This is a genomic window from Nocardiopsis chromatogenes YIM 90109, from assembly GCF_000341185.1.
Taxonomy (GTDB): domain Bacteria; phylum Actinomycetota; class Actinomycetes; order Streptosporangiales; family Streptosporangiaceae; genus Nocardiopsis_A; species Nocardiopsis_A chromatogenes.
This window is the reverse complement of sequence record NZ_ANBH01000163.1, coordinates 17248-33857: the sequence shown is the minus strand read 5'-3', so window position 1 is coordinate 33857 and position 16610 is coordinate 17248. Positions and strand designations below refer to the sequence as shown.

At 74.1% G+C, this 16610-nt stretch carries 14 protein-coding genes and 1 tRNA gene; 8 read left to right on the top strand and 7 right to left on the bottom strand.

Annotation, left to right across the window (positions count from 1 at the left end; translation table 11 throughout):
* Positions 1-128 precede the first annotated feature (128 nt).
* The 3 genes from dnaG to D476_RS0117045 all read left to right on the top strand — a co-directional run bounded on the left by dnaG (position 129) and on the right by D476_RS0117045 (position 4768).
* Entirely contained in the window at positions 129-2012 is a 1884-nt protein-coding gene (gene dnaG / locus D476_RS0117055) for a DNA primase (RefSeq protein WP_020380468.1), read from the top strand.
* A gap of 71 nt (positions 2013-2083) precedes the next feature.
* Entirely contained in the window at positions 2084-3232 is a 1149-nt protein-coding gene (gene rpoD / locus D476_RS0117050) for an RNA polymerase sigma factor RpoD (RefSeq protein ID WP_017625141.1), read from the top strand.
* A gap of 186 nt (positions 3233-3418) precedes the next feature.
* Complete coding sequence (locus D476_RS0117045; protein WP_020380467.1) at positions 3419-4768, top strand: glycoside hydrolase family 18 protein; 1350 nt, start codon at positions 3419-3421, stop codon at positions 4766-4768.
* Between the two features lie 42 nt (positions 4769-4810).
* On the opposite strand, the gene D476_RS0117040 is transcribed toward D476_RS0117045, so the two are convergent.
* Positions 4811-5356, bottom strand: coding sequence for a pyridoxamine 5'-phosphate oxidase family protein (locus D476_RS0117040; protein ID WP_017625139.1), 546 nt, complete (start codon positions 5354-5356; stop codon positions 4811-4813).
* 121 nt (positions 5357-5477) lie between these two features.
* Here D476_RS0117040 and D476_RS0117035 point away from each other — a divergent pair, with 121 nt between their 5' ends.
* Positions 5478-8417, top strand: a complete 2940-nt coding sequence (locus D476_RS0117035) for an FAD-binding and (Fe-S)-binding domain-containing protein (RefSeq protein WP_040726539.1) — start codon at positions 5478-5480, stop codon at positions 8415-8417.
* 103 nt (positions 8418-8520) lie between these two features.
* Here D476_RS0117035 and D476_RS0117030 read toward each other — a convergent pair whose 3' ends face one another.
* From D476_RS0117030 to D476_RS0117020, 3 genes are all read right to left on the bottom strand, one after another.
* A complete protein-coding gene (locus D476_RS0117030; protein WP_152529374.1) occupies positions 8521-8979 on the bottom strand; it encodes a hypothetical protein in 459 nt (152 codons plus the stop codon).
* A gap of 581 nt (positions 8980-9560) precedes the next feature.
* On the bottom strand, positions 9561-10046 hold the full coding sequence (locus D476_RS0117025; protein ID WP_017625136.1) for a hypothetical protein: 486 nt from the start codon (positions 10044-10046) through the stop codon (positions 9561-9563).
* A gap of 99 nt (positions 10047-10145) precedes the next feature.
* Entirely contained in the window at positions 10146-10502 is a 357-nt protein-coding gene (locus tag D476_RS0117020) for a hypothetical protein (RefSeq protein WP_017625135.1), read from the bottom strand.
* 195 nt (positions 10503-10697) lie between these two features.
* Here D476_RS0117020 and D476_RS0117015 point away from each other — a divergent pair.
* From D476_RS0117015 to D476_RS0117005, 3 genes are all read left to right on the top strand, one after another.
* Positions 10698-10770: transfer RNA gene (locus D476_RS0117015), tRNA-Asn, on the top strand.
* A gap of 149 nt (positions 10771-10919) precedes the next feature.
* Entirely contained in the window at positions 10920-11390 is a 471-nt protein-coding gene (locus tag D476_RS0117010) for a helix-turn-helix domain-containing protein (RefSeq protein ID WP_026123584.1), read from the top strand.
* Between the two features lie 12 nt (positions 11391-11402).
* The gene (locus tag D476_RS0117005; RefSeq protein WP_017625133.1) at positions 11403-11954 is read left to right on the top strand and encodes a PIN domain-containing protein; all 552 of its coding nucleotides are present in this window, start codon (positions 11403-11405) and stop codon (positions 11952-11954) included.
* A gap of 57 nt (positions 11955-12011) precedes the next feature.
* On the opposite strand, the gene D476_RS0117000 is transcribed toward D476_RS0117005, so the two are convergent.
* From D476_RS0117000 to D476_RS0116990, 3 genes are read right to left on the bottom strand one after another with little or no spacing between them, the layout of a single operon-like run.
* Positions 12012-12851 carry an ABC transporter ATP-binding protein gene (locus tag D476_RS0117000; protein WP_017625132.1) on the bottom strand — a complete coding sequence of 280 codons (840 nt, stop codon included), beginning with the start codon at positions 12849-12851 and terminating at the stop codon, positions 12012-12014.
* Positions 12848-13951 (bottom strand): FecCD family ABC transporter permease, encoded by a 1104-nt coding sequence (locus tag D476_RS0116995; RefSeq protein WP_017625131.1) that lies wholly within the window; start codon positions 13949-13951, stop codon positions 12848-12850. Before D476_RS0116995 ends, D476_RS0117000 begins: the two co-directional genes overlap by 4 nt.
* Positions 13948-15006: a FecCD family ABC transporter permease gene (locus D476_RS0116990; RefSeq protein WP_017625130.1), complete on the bottom strand. Its 1059-nt coding sequence runs from the start codon at positions 15004-15006 to the stop codon at positions 13948-13950. Before D476_RS0116990 ends, D476_RS0116995 begins: the two co-directional genes overlap by 4 nt.
* 291 nt (positions 15007-15297) lie before the next feature.
* On the opposite strand from D476_RS0116990, the gene D476_RS0116985 reads away from it, so the two are divergent.
* On the top strand, positions 15298-16308 hold the full coding sequence (locus D476_RS0116985) for an ABC transporter substrate-binding protein (RefSeq protein ID WP_017625129.1): 1011 nt from the start codon (positions 15298-15300) through the stop codon (positions 16306-16308).
* Positions 16309-16610 lie beyond the last annotated feature (302 nt).

The window sequence follows — 16610 nt, the reverse complement described above, 5'->3', positions numbered from 1 at the left end:
CCTCCTCATCTGCGCACCCCGCCCGTGTGAGGTGCGCCACTCGAATGTCGCACGGGTGGGCCCCGCCGATCCACGGTCCCCTGAGGCCTTTGCGTCCGAAGTGGGCGCCGAGGACTACCCTGGCGTGCGTGGCAGGACGGATCAGAGACGAAGACATCGCCCTCGTGCGCGAGCGCTCGCCCATCGCCGAGGTGATCGGCGAGTACCTCCAGCTGCGCAATGCCGGCGGCGGCTCGCTCAAGGGCCTGTGCCCCTTCCACGACGAGAAGTCGCCGTCCTTCAACGTCACCCCCTCGCGGGGCCTCTACCACTGCTTCGGCTGCCAGGCCGGAGGGGACGTCATCACGTTCGTCCAGGAGATGGACCACATCTCCTTCGTCGAGGCCGTCGAGGCCCTGGCCGCCAAGGCCGGGATCCGGCTCCGCTACGAGGAGGGCGGGTACACCCAGCGCGGCGACCAGGGGCAGCGCCAGCGGCTCATCGAGGCGCACCGGGCCGCGCAGGAGTTCTACGCCGAGAAGCTCCTCGCCCCCGAGGCGCGGCACGCGCGGCGGTTCCTCACCGACCGGGGGTTCGCCCGCGCCGACGCCGAGCGGTTCGGGGTGGGGTACGCCCCCGGCGGGTGGGAGGCGCTCACCGCCCACCTGCGCGGCAAGGGCTTCAGCGACAAGGAGATCGTCACCGCGGGGCTCGGCGGCCAGGGCCGCCGCGGGGCCTACGACAAGTTCCGCGACCGCCTGGTGTGGCCGGTGCGCGAGGTCACCGGCGAGACCGTCGGATTCGGCGCCCGCAAGCTCTCCGAGCGCGACGACGGGCCCAAGTACCTCAACACCCCCGAGACCCCGATCTTCAAGAAGGGCCACCTGCTCTACGGCCTGGACATGGCCAAGCGCGAGATGGCCCGCAGCGGCAGGGCCGTCATCGTCGAGGGCTACACCGACGTCATGGCCTGCCACCTGAGCGGCGTGCCCACCGCCGTCGCCACCTGCGGTACCTCCTTCGGCGAGGACCACGTCAAGCTGCTGCGCCGCATCCTGCTGGACCGGGGCGGCGCCAACGCGCGGGTGGTGTTCACCTTCGACGGCGACGCGGCCGGGCGCAAGGCCGCCGTGCGCGCCTTCGCCGAGGAGCACAACTTCGCCGCCGAGACCTTCGTCGCCGTCGAACCGGACGGGCTCGACCCGTGCGACCTGCGGCTGCAGAAGGGCGCCGAGGCGGTCGAGCACCTCATCGGCGACGCCAAGCCGCTGTACGAGTTCATGGTCCGCGAGGTCATCGAGCGCTACGACCTGGACACCGCCGAGGGGCGGATGGCCGGGCTGGACGCCGCCGCCGAGATCGTGGCCAGCATCCGCAACGAGGGCGTGCGCAAGCTCTACGGGGTCCACCTGGACCACTGGCTGGGCATCATGGACGAGGAGTTCGTCCGCCGCCGGGTGGAGCAGCACGTGCGCGGCGCCCGCACCGGCGGGGGGCGGCCGCGCGGCGGCCCGGCCCCGGCCGCGCCGCCCGGGGCCGCCGGTGCGGCCCCCTACGACCTGCGCGACCCCTCGCTGCACCGGGAGCGCCAGGCGCTCAAGATCGCGGTCCAGGCGCCCGGCCTGGCCGCCGGCTTCGACGAGCTGGACGAGGACGCCTTCACCGCGCCGCAGCACAAGGCGGTGCTGGAGCTCATCCGCGCCCAGGGCGGGGTGGCGGCCGCCGGCGACGGCGCCCAGTGGGCCGCCCGGCTGCGCGAGGCCGCGCCCGACGAGGAGCGGCGGGCCTTCGTCACCGCGCTGGGGGTCGAACGGGTCGAGGTCGACGGCGAGCTGGACGAGCGCTACGCCCGCAACATCATCGACACGATCCTTGTACATTCCGCCAATCGGGCCGAGGCAAACCTCAAATCGCGCCTGGCCCGGCTCGACCCCGCCGCCGACGCCGAGGAGTACAACCGCGCGTTCGCCGAGCTTCTCGCCGCCGGCCAGCGCAAACGCGCGGTGCGCGAGCGCATCGCCGGGTCGGGGTAGCAGCGGGGTGACAATACTGGTTCTCTCTATTCGGCTGCATGAACGGGCACACTGTAAGGGTGGCTCTATCGGTGCTGCCCAGCGAAACGCCTCCGGTCCGGCAGGTGGCGCAACTGGTCGCGGGTTCCGGTGCCGGGGAACCGGTCACCGTGGCCGACGTCGCCACGGCCCTTGAACGGCTGGACCTGTCACCCGACGCCCTGGACCAGGTCGTCCGCGGACTCGTCCGGCACGGGGTCGACGTCGTGGACCCGGCCGCCGAGGAGGCCGTCCCGGCCGACCCCGGCCGCCGCGCGTCCACCAGCGACCTGGTCCGGATCTACCTGCGCGAGATCGGGCGCGTTCCGCTCCTGACGGCAGAAGAAGAAGTCGAACTGGCCAAATCGATCGAGGTCGGGCTGTTCGCGGCGGAGAAGCTGCGCCAGGCCCAGGCGGGGCCGGTGCCCGTGCAGATGGGCCCGGAGCTCGCCGAGGACCTCGACCACCTCGTTTGTGAAGGCGAGCGCGCCAAGCGCCGCCTGATCGAGTCGAACCTGCGCCTGGTGGTCTCCATCGCCAAGCGCTACATCGGCCGGGGCCTGCTCTTCCTGGACCTGATCCAGGAGGGGAACCTGGGGCTCATCCGCGCCGTGGAGAAGTTCGACTACACCAAGGGATTCAAGTTCTCCACCTACGCCACCTGGTGGATCCGCCAGGCCATCACCCGGGCCATCGCCGACCAGGCGCGGACCATCCGCATCCCGGTGCACATGGTGGAGACGATCAACAAGTTGATGCGGGTGCAGCGCCGGCTCCACCAGGAGCTGGGGCGCGAACCCACCCCGGCCGAGCTCTCCGGTGAGCTCGGGTGCGGCGACGACCGGGTCCAGGAGATCCAGCGCATCGCCCAGGAACCGGTGTCCCTCCAGGCCCCCATCGGGGAGGAGGACTCCGACTTCGGCGACTTCATCGAGGACTCCGACGCGGTGGTCCCGGTGGAGGCGGCCGCCTTCATCATGCTCCAGGACCACCTGGTGGACCTGCTGGGCGGGCTGTCCGATCGCGAGCAGCGCATCATCCAGCTGCGCTTCGGCCTGGCCGACGGGCACCCGCGCACCCTGGAGGAGGTGGGGCGGGAGTTCGGGGTGACCCGCGAGCGCATCCGCCAGATCGAGTCCAAGACCCTCGCGAAGCTGCGCCACCCCTCGCGCGCGCAGATGCTCCGCGACTATCTGGACTGAGGGCACCGGGGACACCGAGGACACGGTCGTGTCCGGTCCGCCCCCCCCGGCCCCGGCGGGGCACGGGACGCAGGGCGGAACGACCGGAGGCGCCGCCGGGTTCCCGCACCCGGCGGTCCGGCCTGATGTGGCCGCGTGTGCCCGAGCGTGTACTCCGCAAGGGGCCCTGAGGCTACCTTCTTAGTGATGTCAGCGCAGCGGCAGACGGCGCCCCGCAAGGGGCGGGTACTCATCGGGGTCGTCGCGGCAGTGTCCCTCGGCGCCCTGTTCTTCGGCGCGTTCACCCGCGTCGTGGACTACGCGCCCAGCTCTTGGAGCGTGGGCGGGAACGGGCTGCACCGGCTGGCCTACTTCGCCGACTGGAACACCGCCAACCGCGGCTACTCGATCAAGGACATGCGCGACAGCGGCGCGGCCGAGCGCCTCACCCGCGTGATGTGGGCCTTCGGCGAGGTCAGCGACGAGGGGCGGTGCTTCATCGACCCCGAGGCCGACCAGCCCTGGGAGATCTACCAGCGCCGCTACGAGGCCGGCGAGAGCGTGGACGGCGCCGCCGACGACTACGAGCAGGCGCTGGCCGGGAGCCTGAACCAGCTGCGCAAGCTGCGCGAGGAGGAGCCGTCGCTGTCGGCGAGCATCTCCATCGGCGGGTGGAACACCTCCACCTACTTCTCCGAGGCGGTGCGCACCGAGGAGTCCCGCCGGGAGTTCGTCTCCTCCTGTATCGACCTGTGGATCCGCGGGGACCTGCCGCGGCTGAACGACGAGCCCCAGGGCGGCCCGGGCGCGGCCGCGGGCGTCTTCGACGGCATCGACCTGGACTGGGAGTGGCCCGGCGGGTCCGGACACCCCGACAACGTCGAGCACCCCGACGACCCGCGCAACTTCACCCTGGTGGTCCAGGAGTTCCGGCGCCAGCTCGACGCGCTGGAGGAGGAGACCGGCGAGGAGTACGCGCTGTCGGTGTCGCTGGCCAACGACGCCGAGATCATCGACGCCAGCTACGAGCCCGAGGTGTTCGAGCCGATCGACTTCGCCACCGTGCAGGGCTATGACTTCACCGGGTCGTGGAGCAGCACCACCGACCACCACTCGCAGCTGTACGCCCCCAGCGGCGACGAGGGCGACCCCAGCAGCGACCGGGCGGTGCGCCAGCTGCTCGGCCACGGGCTGCCGCCGGAGAAGCTGGTGCTCGGCTTCCCCGGCTTCGGGCGCGGCTGGTCGGGGGTGTCCCCGGAGGGCTTCGGCCGCTACGCCCCGGCCCAGGGGCCCGCCGAGGGCGACTACGGGGAGGCCACCGACTCCTACGGCGACCTGAGGGACCGTCCGGGGCAGCGCTTCCTCGACCCGATCCACGGCGCGTACTGGCTGTACGACGGCGACGAGTGGTGGACCTACGACACCCCCGAGATCGTCCGGATGAAGGGGGCGTACGTGCGCCGTGAGGAGCTGGGCGGCCTGATGCTGTGGAACCTGGACATGGACCCCGACGCCGAGCTGGTCGAGGCCATGGACGAGTCCCTGAAAGGGGGCTGAGCGGCGGCCCCGTGCCGCCGCCCCGCCCGCGTCCCGGGGTGCTCACGTCCTGCGGTGCTCGGTGACGCCCCCGCCCGGGCGCCAGTGGCGGATCACCAGTTCCCCGTCCTCCACCGAGGTGAGCACCACCCCGGTCGGCATCAGGCGGAACAGGTGGAACGGCCCGGGCGGGACGCCCACCTCCCGGAAGGCCTCCAGCTCCCCGGGGTCGGTGACCTCGACCGCCCTGCCCGCCACCTTGGCGTCCCCGCCGCCCATGGCCTCCTCGGCGTCCTCCCGGTTCACCTCGCCGGGGCTGGCGTGCAGCGCGAAGCGGCCGTCGCGCTGGAGGTCGCGCGCCTTGACCGCGCCCGGCATCGAGCCCAGCGTCAGGTGGCGGCCGTAGAACCGCACCTCGGTGCCGCTGACCCGGGGCGCCCCGTCGGAGCGCAGGGTGGCCAGCACGTGGTGCAGGGTCCGCTCGAACCTCCCGCGCACCCGCGCGGCCAGCTCCGGGGCCTCGTCCTCGAAGACCGCCCAGGGGACCCCCTGCCCCGTCTCCCGCCCCGTACCGGTCGCGCCGCCGCCGTTCATCTCCATCGTGTCCATGCCTCCCACGGTCCCCGCCCTTCCTGACATCCTCTGTCAGGTGGCGGTGCGGCCACGGATCCGGCACGCCGCGCGTCTGGACGGTTGTCACACGGTGCCGCGCCGCGACAGGCTGGGGCCCATGCGCGACACCCTCAGCGGCACCGCCGATCCCGACGACACCCCCTCCCGGAGCGCCGCCCCCCGAGCCCCCGGAGCCCTCGACGGGGTCGACACCGAAGCCCTCCGGCGCGCCCTGCGGTCCGGGGTCTCCGGGCGGGTAGCCTTCGACCCCGGCACCCGCGCCCTCTACACCGCCGACGCCTCCAACTACCGCAGCGTCCCGCTCGGGGTGGTGCTGCCCCGCACCACCGACGACATCATCGCCGCCGTCGCCGTCTGCGCCGAGTACGGGGTGCCCCTCACCCCGCGCGGCGGCGGCACCAGCATCGCCGGGAACGCCATCGGCCCCGGGGTGGTCATCGACGCCTCCCGCCACCTGACCGCCATCGAGGAAGTCGACCCGGACGCCCGCACCGCCCGGGTGCAGCCCGGCGTGGTGCTGGACCGCCTGCGCGAGGCGGCCGCCCCGCACGGGCTCACCTTCGGCCCCGACCCCTCCACGCACAGCCGCTGCACCCTGGGCGGCATGATCGGCAACAACGCCTGCGGGTCGCACTCGGTGGCCTGGGGCACCACCGCCGACAACGTCGAGTCGCTGGACGTGCTACTGGCCGACGGCACCCGGATGCGGGTGGGCGCCACCTCCGAGGAGGAGTTCGCCCGGCGGGCCGCCCTGCCCGACCGGGAGGGGCGCGTCTACGCCGGGCTGCGCGACATCGTCGGCACCTACGCCGGGCAGCTGCGCACCGGCATGCCCCGGCTGGCCCGCCGGGTGTCGGGATACGCCCTGGACCGGCTGCTGCCGGAGAACGGCGGCAACGTGGCCCGCGCGCTCACCGGCACCGAGGGCGGCTGCGTCACCGTCCTGGGCGCCACCGTGAACCTGGTGCCCGCGCCGCCCGCCAAGGCCCTGGCGGTGCTGGGCTACCCCGACGCCCCCGCGGCCGCCGACGCCGTCCCCGAGATCCTCGCGCACGGCCCGCTCACCGTGGAGGGCCTCAACGAGCGGCTGGTCGCCGGGCTGGACCGGCCCGGCGCCCGCTCCGGGGTGGCCCTGCCCGACGGGCGCGCCTGGCTGCTGGTCGAGCTGGCCGGGGAGGACGCGGGCGCGGCCGCCGCCGCGGGGCACGCCCTGGTCGCCGCCCTCAAGGGCGGCGCCCGCCCCTCCGGTTCGGCGGTGGTCACCGACCCGGCGCAGGCCCGCGCCCTGTGGCGGATCCGCGAGGAGGGGGCCGGGCTCACCTCCCGCACCGCCTCCGGCGCCGAGGCCTGGTCGGGCTGGGAGGACGCCGCCGTGCCGCCCGAGCGGCTCGGCTCCTACCTGCGGGAGTTCGACCGGCTCATGGAGCGGCACGGGCGCGACGGCGTGGTCTACGGCCACTTCGGCGAGGGCTGCCTGCACGTGCGCATCGACTTCGAGCTGGGCACGGAGCCGGGCGTGCGGAACTACCGGGCGTTCATGGAGGACGCCGCCGACCTGGTGGTCGCGCACGGCGGGTCCGTCTCCGGCGAGCACGGCGACGGGCGGGCCCGCTCGGAGCTGCTGCCCCGGATGTACGGCCCGGAGCTGATGGAGGCCTTCGGCGCGTTCAAGCAGGTGTGGGACCCGGGCGGGCTGATGAACCCCGGCGCGGTGGTCGCCCCCCGCCCGCTCGACGCCGACCTGCGGGTGCCCGCCTCGGGGCGGGCGCCGCTGACCGTGCTCTCCTACGCCGAGGACGGCGGCGACTTCGCCAAGGCCCTGCGCCGCTGCTCGGGGGTGGGCAAGTGCCGCCGCCACGAGGGGCCCGGGGTGATGTGCCCGAGCTACCAGGTCACCCAGGAGGAGAAGCACTCCACCCGGGGGCGGGCGCGGATGCTGTTCGAGATGCTCAACGGCGAGGTGGTCACCGACGGGTGGCGCTCGGAGGAGGTCCGCGACAGCCTCGACCTGTGCCTGTCGTGCAAGGGCTGCCTGAGCGACTGCCCGGTCGACGTGGACATGGCCTCCTACAAGGCCGAGTTCCTGCACCACCACTACAAGGGGCGGCTGCGCCCGGCGTCGCACTACTCGATGGGGTGGCTGCCGGTGTGGGCGCGGCTGGCGGCGCTGGCCCCGGCCGAGGTCGACCGGGCGGCCCGCGCGCCGGGGCTGTCGGCGCTGGTGAAGCGGGCCGGGGGGATCGCCCGGGAGCGGGACCTGCCCTCGTTCCCCCGCACCACCTTCACCCGCTGGTTCCGGCGGCGGCCCCCGGCGCCGGGGCACCGGGGCGCGGTGGTCCTGTGGCCGGACACCTTCGGCACGTACCTGGAGCCGCGGGTCCCGGCGGCCGCCGTGCGGGTGCTGGAGAGCGCCGGGTTCCGGGTGGTGCTGCCCAAGGGGCCGGTGTGCTGCGGGCTGACGTGGGTGTCGACCGGGCAGCTCGGGGTGGCCCGCCGGGTGATGCGGCGGTCGGTGCGGGCCCTGGAGCCCTTCACCCGGGCGGGGGTGCCGGTCGTGGGGCTGGAGCCGAGCTGCACCGCGGCGCTGCGCACCGACCTGAAGGAACTGCTGCCGGGGGAGGACGCCGAGCGCACCGCCGCCTCGGTGCACACGCTGGCGGGGTTCCTGGGCGAGGCCGCCCCGGACTGGGAGCCGCCGCGGGTGGCGGGGGACGCGCTGGCGCAGGTGCACTGCCACCAGCACGCGGTCATCGGGTACGACGCCGAGCGGGCGCTGATGGACAGGGCGGGCATCCGCACCCGCGTGCTGGACTCGGGCTGCTGCGGCCTGGCGGGCAACTTCGGGTTCGAGGAGGGGCACTACGCGGTGTCGAAGGCGGTGGGGGAGCAGTCCCTGCTGCCGGAGGTGCGGGGCGCGGGCCCGGACACGATGGTGGTGGCCGACGGGTTCAGCTGCCGCACCCAGGTCGTCCAGGAGACCGGCCGCACCGCCGTGCATCTGGCGGAGGCCCTGGCGAGCGGCCTGCCGAAGGGGTAGGGCGCGGCCCCCGGCCCCCGACGCCGTAGGGCCCGGAACGGGACGGGCCCGGCACCTGTGGCTCAGGTGCCGGGCCCAGGGGCCGGTGCGGTGCTTCGCGGGCTCACACGCCCCAGAAGTCCCGGCCGCAGGGGTAGGCGTCCTCCGACAGGTAGGTCGGAAGGTCCGGGTCGTTCTCCTCCAGGAGCGCGGCGTGCTCGGCCGCGCCCATGTTGTACTCCTCGCGGGCGCCCAGGCAGTCGTACATGTTCTGGAACAGCGTCTCGATCTGCTGCACGCTGGCGCCGTCGTCGGCGGAGGCCTCGGCGAAGTCCTGCATCGAGCTGTCGAGGTCGTCGGTGAGCGTCGTCACCTCGTCGTACAGGCCCGGGAGGTCGGCGGACTCGTAGGCCTCCTGGGCCTCCTTCTCGCGCTGCTCGGCCTCCTCCTCGTTCCCCTCGATCTCGCCGCCGAGCGCCTCGATCTCGTCGTTGGCGCTGTTCAGGTCGGCGGTGGTCTGCTCGTTCTGCATGTAGAAGTAGACGGTGCCGCCGCCGCCCACCAGGGCGAGCACGACGACCACGGCCAAGGCGATGATCAGGCCGGTCGACTTCTTCCGGGGTGCGGACGGAGGTGCGGGTGCGGGCTGCCTGTCCCACGGGTTCTGCGGACCGCCGGGTCCCGGGGCGCCGGGGCCCTGCCCCTGGCCGCCGGGGACGGCGCCGGGCGGCTGTGCCCCGGCCGGAGGGGTGGGGTGGGCCCCGGGCGGGTTCTGTCCGGGCGGGACGCCCGGAGCCCCCGGAGCCCCCGGGGCTCCGGGAGCGCCGTGGCCGCCGGGGGCACCCGGGGCGCCCTGCCCTGGGGCGGGCCCGGCACCGGGGTTGCGGTACGGGTCGGAGGGGCCGTGCGGTGGGACGGGAGGGTTCGGGGACCCCATGGTTCTCCTGTCTTCGACGCTGTGTGGCGTGCCGTTCGGTCGGCGCTCCGGTACGGCTCGGGGACCGCGGTGCGGAGGCGGTCGGGGGGAGACCGGTACTGGAGAGTGCGCGGATCGTGACCGGCGTTCCCAACGTTAGAGCCCATGCGGGGGCGGAATGTTCTCCGGGGCGATGAAAAACGGTGAATCGTCCGACTCCGGCCGCGTGGGACCGGTGGGGCGGGTGTTCATACCCCGGTCCGTTCGCGCACGGCCGTGAGTTCGTGCCGGACGGCCTCGCGCACACGGGGGTCGGCCGGGTCCAGCCCCGCGTCCAGATGGACCCGCCAGTCGACCTCGGCGCCGCCCGGAGGCCGCCGGGCGACCAGCCGGAACCCGGAGCCGCCCTCCGGCAGCTCGCCGCGGTGGCTGACCACGATGGTGGCGGTGACCCGCTCGTGCACGGTCTCGGCGAGCCGCCCCGGGTCGGGGACGGTGTACACGTGCTCGCCGACGCCCTCCTCGGTGAAGGTGAACGCCTCGCCGTCGGCGTCCCAGCGCGCCCGGTCGATGTCCTGCCAGCGGACACGGCGCCCGTCGGGGAGGTGCAGGGCGCGGTCGGTGGACACGAGTGGGCCCTCGCGGGAGTCGGCGTGCGCCAGCACGCGTTCCCCCCGCTCCAGCCGGAGCCGGTCGCGGACGTCCCGGGGGACGGTGGGGCGGAGCCATCTCATGGGGCCCACCCTAGATCGCCGGCCGCCCGGCGGTAAGTGGGGCGGCCGGTCCGACCGGCGACGGAGCCGACCGGCGCGTCCGGCCGCGGCCGGGTCCGGTCACCTCTCGGCGTCGGGCCGGGCGCCCTCCGGGCCGGTGCCGTTGAGACCGGCCCAGGCCTCCGCCTCGGCCGCCATCTCCATCTCCGCCTCCATCTCGGCCTTCTCCTCTGTGGTGGGGCGGGACAGGAAGTCCCGCACGGAGGTGACCGGGAGCCGCTCGCCCACCTTGGCGGCGACGGTCTTCCCGGCGCTGCTGACCTGGGCCCCGACGATGCCTGCGGTCTCCTGGACCGCGGGGCTCTCCACGACCCTGCGGGCGGTCCCGGCGATCTGCTCGTAGCGGGCGCGCCCGGCCTTGGCCCCGAGGACGTAGCCGACGGCGAGGCCGGCGATGAAGGTGATCCGGTAGCGCATGGGGTACCCCTCGGCGTCGAGTGCTGGTGGCTCCGACGTTACCCCGCGCGGCCGCCCGAGCCCCGGAAGGCGCCCGGGGGAGGGCGATCGGGGACGGGAGAACCTGTCACGAGCACGCCTGGAGGTGCGCTAGAGTATTACCTGTCGCCGCGGGGGACGGGCCCACGGCCCCTCCGACAGGCGGCGCGAGCACCATCCCGCGTAGCTCAATTGGCAGAGCAGCCGGCTGTTAACCGGCAGGTTACTGGTTCGAGTCCAGTCGCGGGAGCATCCACGAGAGGCCCATAGGAAGACCTGTGGGCCTTTTCGTCGTCCCTTGCGATGCTCTCCGTCGTTCACGCGGGACGCGGGCGGTCGTCGGGGGCGGCGGGTCCGACCGGGGGTTTCGTTTTTTTCGAGTACGGCTACCATGGGTGCATGGTGCGCACACTTCAGGAACATACGGTCCTCCCGCCCGATGACCGGTCGGCACTGACCAGGTTCGCCCATGAACTGGGCGGGTCGGACCGTCCGAGTCAGGCCCGCCTGGTGGGCCCGGACGGTTCGGAGATCGAGGTTCCCGATGAGCTGTACGAGGCCCTCTGCGGCGTCGTGGAAGCACTGTCCCAGGGCTTGGCGGTATCGATCGCTCCGCACAACACGATGCTGACCACGCAGGAGGCCGCCGACCTGCTCGACATCTCCAGGCCTACCCTGGTGCGGCGCCTGTCCGAAGGCGAGATCCCCTTCACCATGCGGGGGCGCCACCGCAGGGTCCTACTTCGAGACGTCCTCGACTACCAGGAGCGCACCCGGCGTGAACGTCGACGGGTCCTCGACGAGATGGCCGCAGAAGCCGAGGAATCGGGCCTGTACGAGGCCACCTCCACGCCCCGTGACACCAGGTGAGGACGGAGACTCGTGGCATTCCCCGCCTTCCTCGACACGTGTGTCCTGTACCCCGCGTATCTCTCCGACACGCTGCTTCGACTGGCGGAGACCGGGAGCTACCGACCTCTGTGGTCCGACGATGTCCTGGACGAGCTCAGGCGCAATCTGATCGAGCGCGGAATCCCCGTCGAACCGGTGGACCGTCGTATCAGGCAGATGCGCAAGGCGTTCCCGGACGCCCTGGTGACCGGCTACGAGTCGCTCATCGGCGGAATGGGCAACGACCCGAAGGATCGCCACGTCCTTGCTGCGGCCGTACGCGCGAACGCTGAGGTCGTCGTTACCTTCAACGTCAAGGACTTCCCCAAGGACGCTCTGGACCCGTACGAAATCCTCGCAGTGAGGCCTGACGACTTTCTGCTCGACCAACTGGACCTGTATCCCGGGCTCACCATGCGAGTGCTCGGGGAACAAGCCTCCTCGTACCGCCGGGAGCCGACCACCGTTCCCGGCGTACTGGCCCGGCTCGAACAATGCGGAGTCCCCCATTTCGCGGCCGAGGTGCGGCGCCATCTCTGGTGAGGGCCTTCGCCGGATCGCGCCGACGCGTTGAACGCTCTCGTCCTTGACCCCGGGCGCCTACCCGCCCGCGCCACGCACCCCCACCGGGACCACCAGCGGTGAGCCGGACACCGGGTCGGGGACCACCTTGCACTCCAGGCCGAACGTCCGGGCCACCAGGTCGGGCGTCAGGACCTCATCCGGAGGGCCCGAGGCGCGGATCTCCCCGTCGTGCATGGCCACCAGCAGGTCGCTGTAGCGGCCCGCCAGGTTCAGGTCGTGCAGCACCATCACCACCGTCCGGCCGTGGTCCCGGTTGAGGCCGCGCACCAGGTCCAGCACCTCGATCTGGTGGGCCAGGTCCAGGTAGGTGGTCGGCTCGTCGAGCAGCAGCAGGTCGGTTCCCTGCGCCAGCGCCATGGAGATCCACGCGCGCTGCCGCTGGCCGCCCGAGAGCCGCTCCAGCGGCCGGTCGGCCAGGTCGGCCACGCCCGTCATCTCCAGCGCCTCGGCCACCGCCGCCGCGTCCGTCGACGACCACTGCCGGTACCAGTTCTGGTGCGGGTGGCGCCCGCGCATCACCAGGTCGCCGACGGTCAGGCCGGGCGGGGCCAGCGGCGACTGCGGCAGCACCGCCACCGTCCGCGCCACGTCGCGGGGCGCGGTCCGCTGGATCGGGCGCCCGTCCAGCACCACCTGCCCGGAGCGGGGCCGCAGCAGCCGCCCCAGCGCCCGCAGCAGCGTCGACTTGCCGCACCCGTTCGGGCCGATGACGGAGGTCACCGCGCCGTCCGCGACCGCGAAGTCCAGGTCGCGGGCGATCACCGTCTCGCCGTAGGCCAGGGTGGCGCCCTCGGCGCGCAGCCGGGACCCGGCGGCGCCTTCGGGCGCGGCGGAGGGGGAGCGGTCGGTGGTCACAGGCGGGCCTCCCGGTGCCGGAGGATGATCAGGTACATCAGGAACGGCGCCCCCAGGACCGCGGTGAACACGCCCACCGGCAGCTGGGTGGGGGCGAACAGCCCGGCGGCGAGCTGGTCGGCGCCGAGCGTCAGGGCGGCCCCGGTCAGGGCCGAGGTCAGCGGGGGCGGCTCGGCGGCGCCGCACAGCCGCAGGGCGATCTGCGGGGCCGCCAGCGCGACGAAGGTGATCGGCCCGGCCGCCGCCGTGGCCGCGCACACCAGCAGTGCCGCGCACAGCATCAGGACCAGCCGGGCGGCGTCCACCCGGACGCCCAGGCCGCGCGCCGCGTCGTCGCCCAGCCCCAGCGCCGCCACGGCGCGCGCGGCGGCCAGGGCCGTCGGCAGCAGCACCGCCAGCGCGGCGGCGGCCACCCCGACGCGGTCCCAGTCGGCGGCGTGCAGACTGCCGGTCACCCACGTCTGCGCGCGGGCCGCGTCCTGCAGGTCGCTCCAGGTCATCACCCAGTAGACGAGGTTGGCGCACATCAGCGAGACGGCGACGCCCACCAGCAGCAGCCGGGTGCTCGCCACCCCGGACCGCCAGGACAGGCCGAACACCGCGACGGAGGCGGCCAGGCCGCCCACCACCGCCCCGGCGGGCACGCCGAACTGGGCGGCCGCGCCGCTCACCCCGCCCGAGCTGCCGCCGAGCACGATCACCAGGACGGCGCCCACCGAGGCGCCCCAGCCGATCCCCAGGGTGTCCGGGCTGGCGAGCGGGTTGCGCGCCACCCCCTGCAGGATCGCTCCGGACAGCCCCAGTGCGGCGCCGACCAGGGCTCCGGTCAGCGCCCGGGGCATCCGCAGCTCCATCACGACGAAGCGCTCCCCGCCGTCGCCGCCTCCGGCGAGCACGGCGAGGGCGTCGGCGGCGCCCATCGGGTAGTCGTCGAAGGCGGTGAGCGCTCGGACGAACAGCCCGGCCAGCGCGGCCAGGATGAGCAGCGCGACGGCCAGGGTGCGCGGCCGCCAGGTCCAGGACAGCGGTCCGGCGCGCAGTGCGCGGCGGCGGCCGGGCGGGGCGGGTGCGGGGAGTGCGGGCGGTGCGGCGGGGGTCACGGGGCGATCATCCTTCCCCTGCGGATGAGGGCGATGAAGAACGGGGCGCCCAGAACGGCGAGGACGATGCCGACCTCCACCTCGCCGCTGCCGCGCACCACCCGTCCGGCGATGTCGGCGGCCAGCACCAGGCAGGCCCCGGCGGGGGCGGCCAGCGGCAGCATCCACCGGTGGTCGGGGCCGGTGACCGCGCGGGCCAGGTGCGGGGCGGCCAGCCCGACGAAGGCGATCGGCCCGGCGGCGGCCGTGGCGGCGCCGGTGAGCAGGGCGATGGCGGCCACGCCGGTGGCGCGGGTCAGGCGCACCCGCTGGCCGAGCGCGGTGGCCACGTCGTCGCCCAGCGCCAGCGCGTTGAGGCCGGGGGCGTTGGCGGCGGCCAGCGCCAGCCCGGCCGCGATGAACGGCAGCACCTGCCACAGCACGTCCATGGGGCGGCCGGCAAGGGTGCCCAGCCGCCAGAACCGGTACACCTCCAGGCTGGCGTGGTCCATCAGCACGATCGCCGACACGAGCCCGCTGAGCAGGGCGCTCATCGCGGCCCCGGCGAGCACGAGGGTGACCGGGGTGGGGCCGCGGGACCCGCCGGAGGCGATGGCGAACACCGCCGCGGAGGCGGCGAGCGCCCCGGCGACCGCCAGCCACACGAATGCGGACGGCTCGGTCATCCCCAGCAGGAAGACGCCCAGGACCACCCCGAGCGCCGCGCCGTGCGCGACGCCGAGGATGCCGGGGTCGGCGATCGGGTTGCGGGTGTGGCTCTGCATGAGCACCCCGGCGGCGCCGAGCGCGGCGCCCACGGCGATCCCGATGGCGGTGCGGGGCATGCGCAGCGACCACACGACCGCGCTGGCCTCGCCCCCGTCGGGTGCGGCCAGCACGCGCCAGACGTCGGCGGGCGGGATGGTGCGGGCGCCGATGAGCAGGCTCGCCGCGGCGCAGGCGGCGAGCAGGCACACGAGCACCGCCAGGCCGGTCGTGCGGCGGGCGCGCACGGCGGCGCCGAAACCCGGCGTGCTCGGCGGTCCGGCCGCCCGGGCGGGGGAGGCGGAGGGCATCACGGTCGCGGGACTCCTCGGGGACGGGGGACGGCGGTGGTGCGCCCGGGGGGCGTCGCGCGGACCGGGCGCCGCAGCGCGGCGTCCGGGCACGGCCCCGGCCGCGTGCTCATCGGTCGACGGCTCACCCGGCCCACCTCCCCCCTCCTCGGGAACACACCGGTCTCGCGGCGGCCCCGGGCGCCGCTGCTGGACAAAAGGGGCGTTGCACCGCATACTGCCTGATCGCGGGCGCAAGCTCACTCTTAGGCTAGACAAACCTAAGGCATTGTCCCATCAGAAAGGTCCGCGATGTCCCCCATCCGACGCCATACCTCCCCCGGCGCCCTCGCGGGCGCCCTCGCCGCCGGGGCTGCGCTGCTGCTCTCCACCGCCTGCGGAGGCGGAGGCGGCGCGTCCGACTCCGCCGACGGCGGCGGCGACGGCGCGTACCCGGTCACCGTCGAGCACGCCATGGGCGAGACCACCATCGAGTCGGCGCCGGAGACCGTCGTCGTCCTGGACAACAGCTACCTGGACTCGGCCATCGCGCTCGGCATGGACGTGGTCGGGCGCACCGACTACTACGAGGGCGGCGACCTGCGCGACTACCTCGGCGAAGAGGGGCGGGAGTACGCCGGGGACGCCGAGTCCCTGGGCACCCTGGAGGCGCCCGACATGGCCGCCATCGCCGAACTGCAGCCCGACCTGATCCTCTCGGCCAAGGTCCGCCATGAGGACATCTACGAACAGCTCTCGAAGATCGCGCCGACCGTGTTCTCCGAGACCACCGGGGCCACCTGGAAGCAGAACCACATCATGGTCGGCGAGGCCGTCGGCAAGAAGGACGAGGCCGAGCAGCAGATCGCCGACTACGAGGAGCGCGCCGCCGAGCTGGGCGAGCGGATCGCCGAGGCCAACGGCGGCGAGATGCCCACCATGAACATGGTGCGGTTCGCGGGCGAGCCCACGGTCCGGCTGTACCAGCCCGAGTCCTTCCCCGGCATCGTCCAGTCCGATGTGGGCGTGCCGATGCCCGAGGACGCCCCCGAGGGCGAGGACGGCGCCATCGCCGCCGACCTGGGCCCGGAGGAGATCCTCGACCTGGACGCCGACCACATCTACGTGTCCACCTGGGACGACGGCACCGGCGACGCGGCGGACAAGTCGGAGGAGTTCACCGCCAACCCGCTGTGGGACCAGCTGGAGGGCGAGAAGCACGAGGTCGACGACCGGGTGTGGGCCAGCTCGGTGAGCCTGCAGGGCGCGGACGCGATGCTCGACGACATGGCCGAGGGCTTCGGGGTCGACCCGGTCGAGTGACCGGGGCCCGGGCGCGGACCGCCCGCCGCGCACCGGCGGGGTCCCCCTCGGGGCCCGCCGTGGGCACGTCGGCCCGGACGCCGCGGAGCGTCCGGGCCGACGACGCGCCCAGGGGACCCGCAGGACCGGGCCGCTCCAGGGGGCGCTGTCCGGACCTCCTCAAATTGGCCGCGTGAACTGCGGAGATACCGGGTTGGGCGGGGCATCGGGCCGGTTCCGTCTCACCCGGTCCGCCGTTCGCCCGTCGCGGTCGCCCCGGTCGCCCCGGTCAATCCGAGAACCGATCCGAGAACCGAACAGCC

Excerpts from the sequence above, each read along its gene's own strand:
- D476_RS0117040 (WP_017625139.1), bottom strand. The coding sequence starts at position 5,356 with ATGGACACGATGGAGATGAACGGCGGCGGCGCGACCGGTACGGGGCGG.
- D476_RS0117010 (WP_026123584.1), top strand. The coding sequence starts at position 10,920 with ATGGTGCGCACACTTCAGGAACATACGGTCCTCCCGCCCGATGACCGG.
- D476_RS0117025 (WP_017625136.1), bottom strand. The coding sequence starts at position 10,046 with ATGAGATGGCTCCGCCCCACCGTCCCCCGGGACGTCCGCGACCGGCTC.
- D476_RS0117045 (WP_020380467.1), top strand. The coding sequence starts at position 3,419 with ATGTCAGCGCAGCGGCAGACGGCGCCCCGCAAGGGGCGGGTACTCATC.
- D476_RS0117020 (WP_017625135.1), bottom strand. The coding sequence starts at position 10,502 with ATGCGCTACCGGATCACCTTCATCGCCGGCCTCGCCGTCGGCTACGTC.
- D476_RS0117035 (WP_040726539.1), top strand. The coding sequence starts at position 5,478 with ATGCGCGACACCCTCAGCGGCACCGCCGATCCCGACGACACCCCCTCC.
- D476_RS0116985 (WP_017625129.1), top strand. The coding sequence starts at position 15,298 with ATGTCCCCCATCCGACGCCATACCTCCCCCGGCGCCCTCGCGGGCGCC.
- D476_RS0116990 (WP_017625130.1), bottom strand. The coding sequence starts at position 15,006 with ATGCCCTCCGCCTCCCCCGCCCGGGCGGCCGGACCGCCGAGCACGCCG.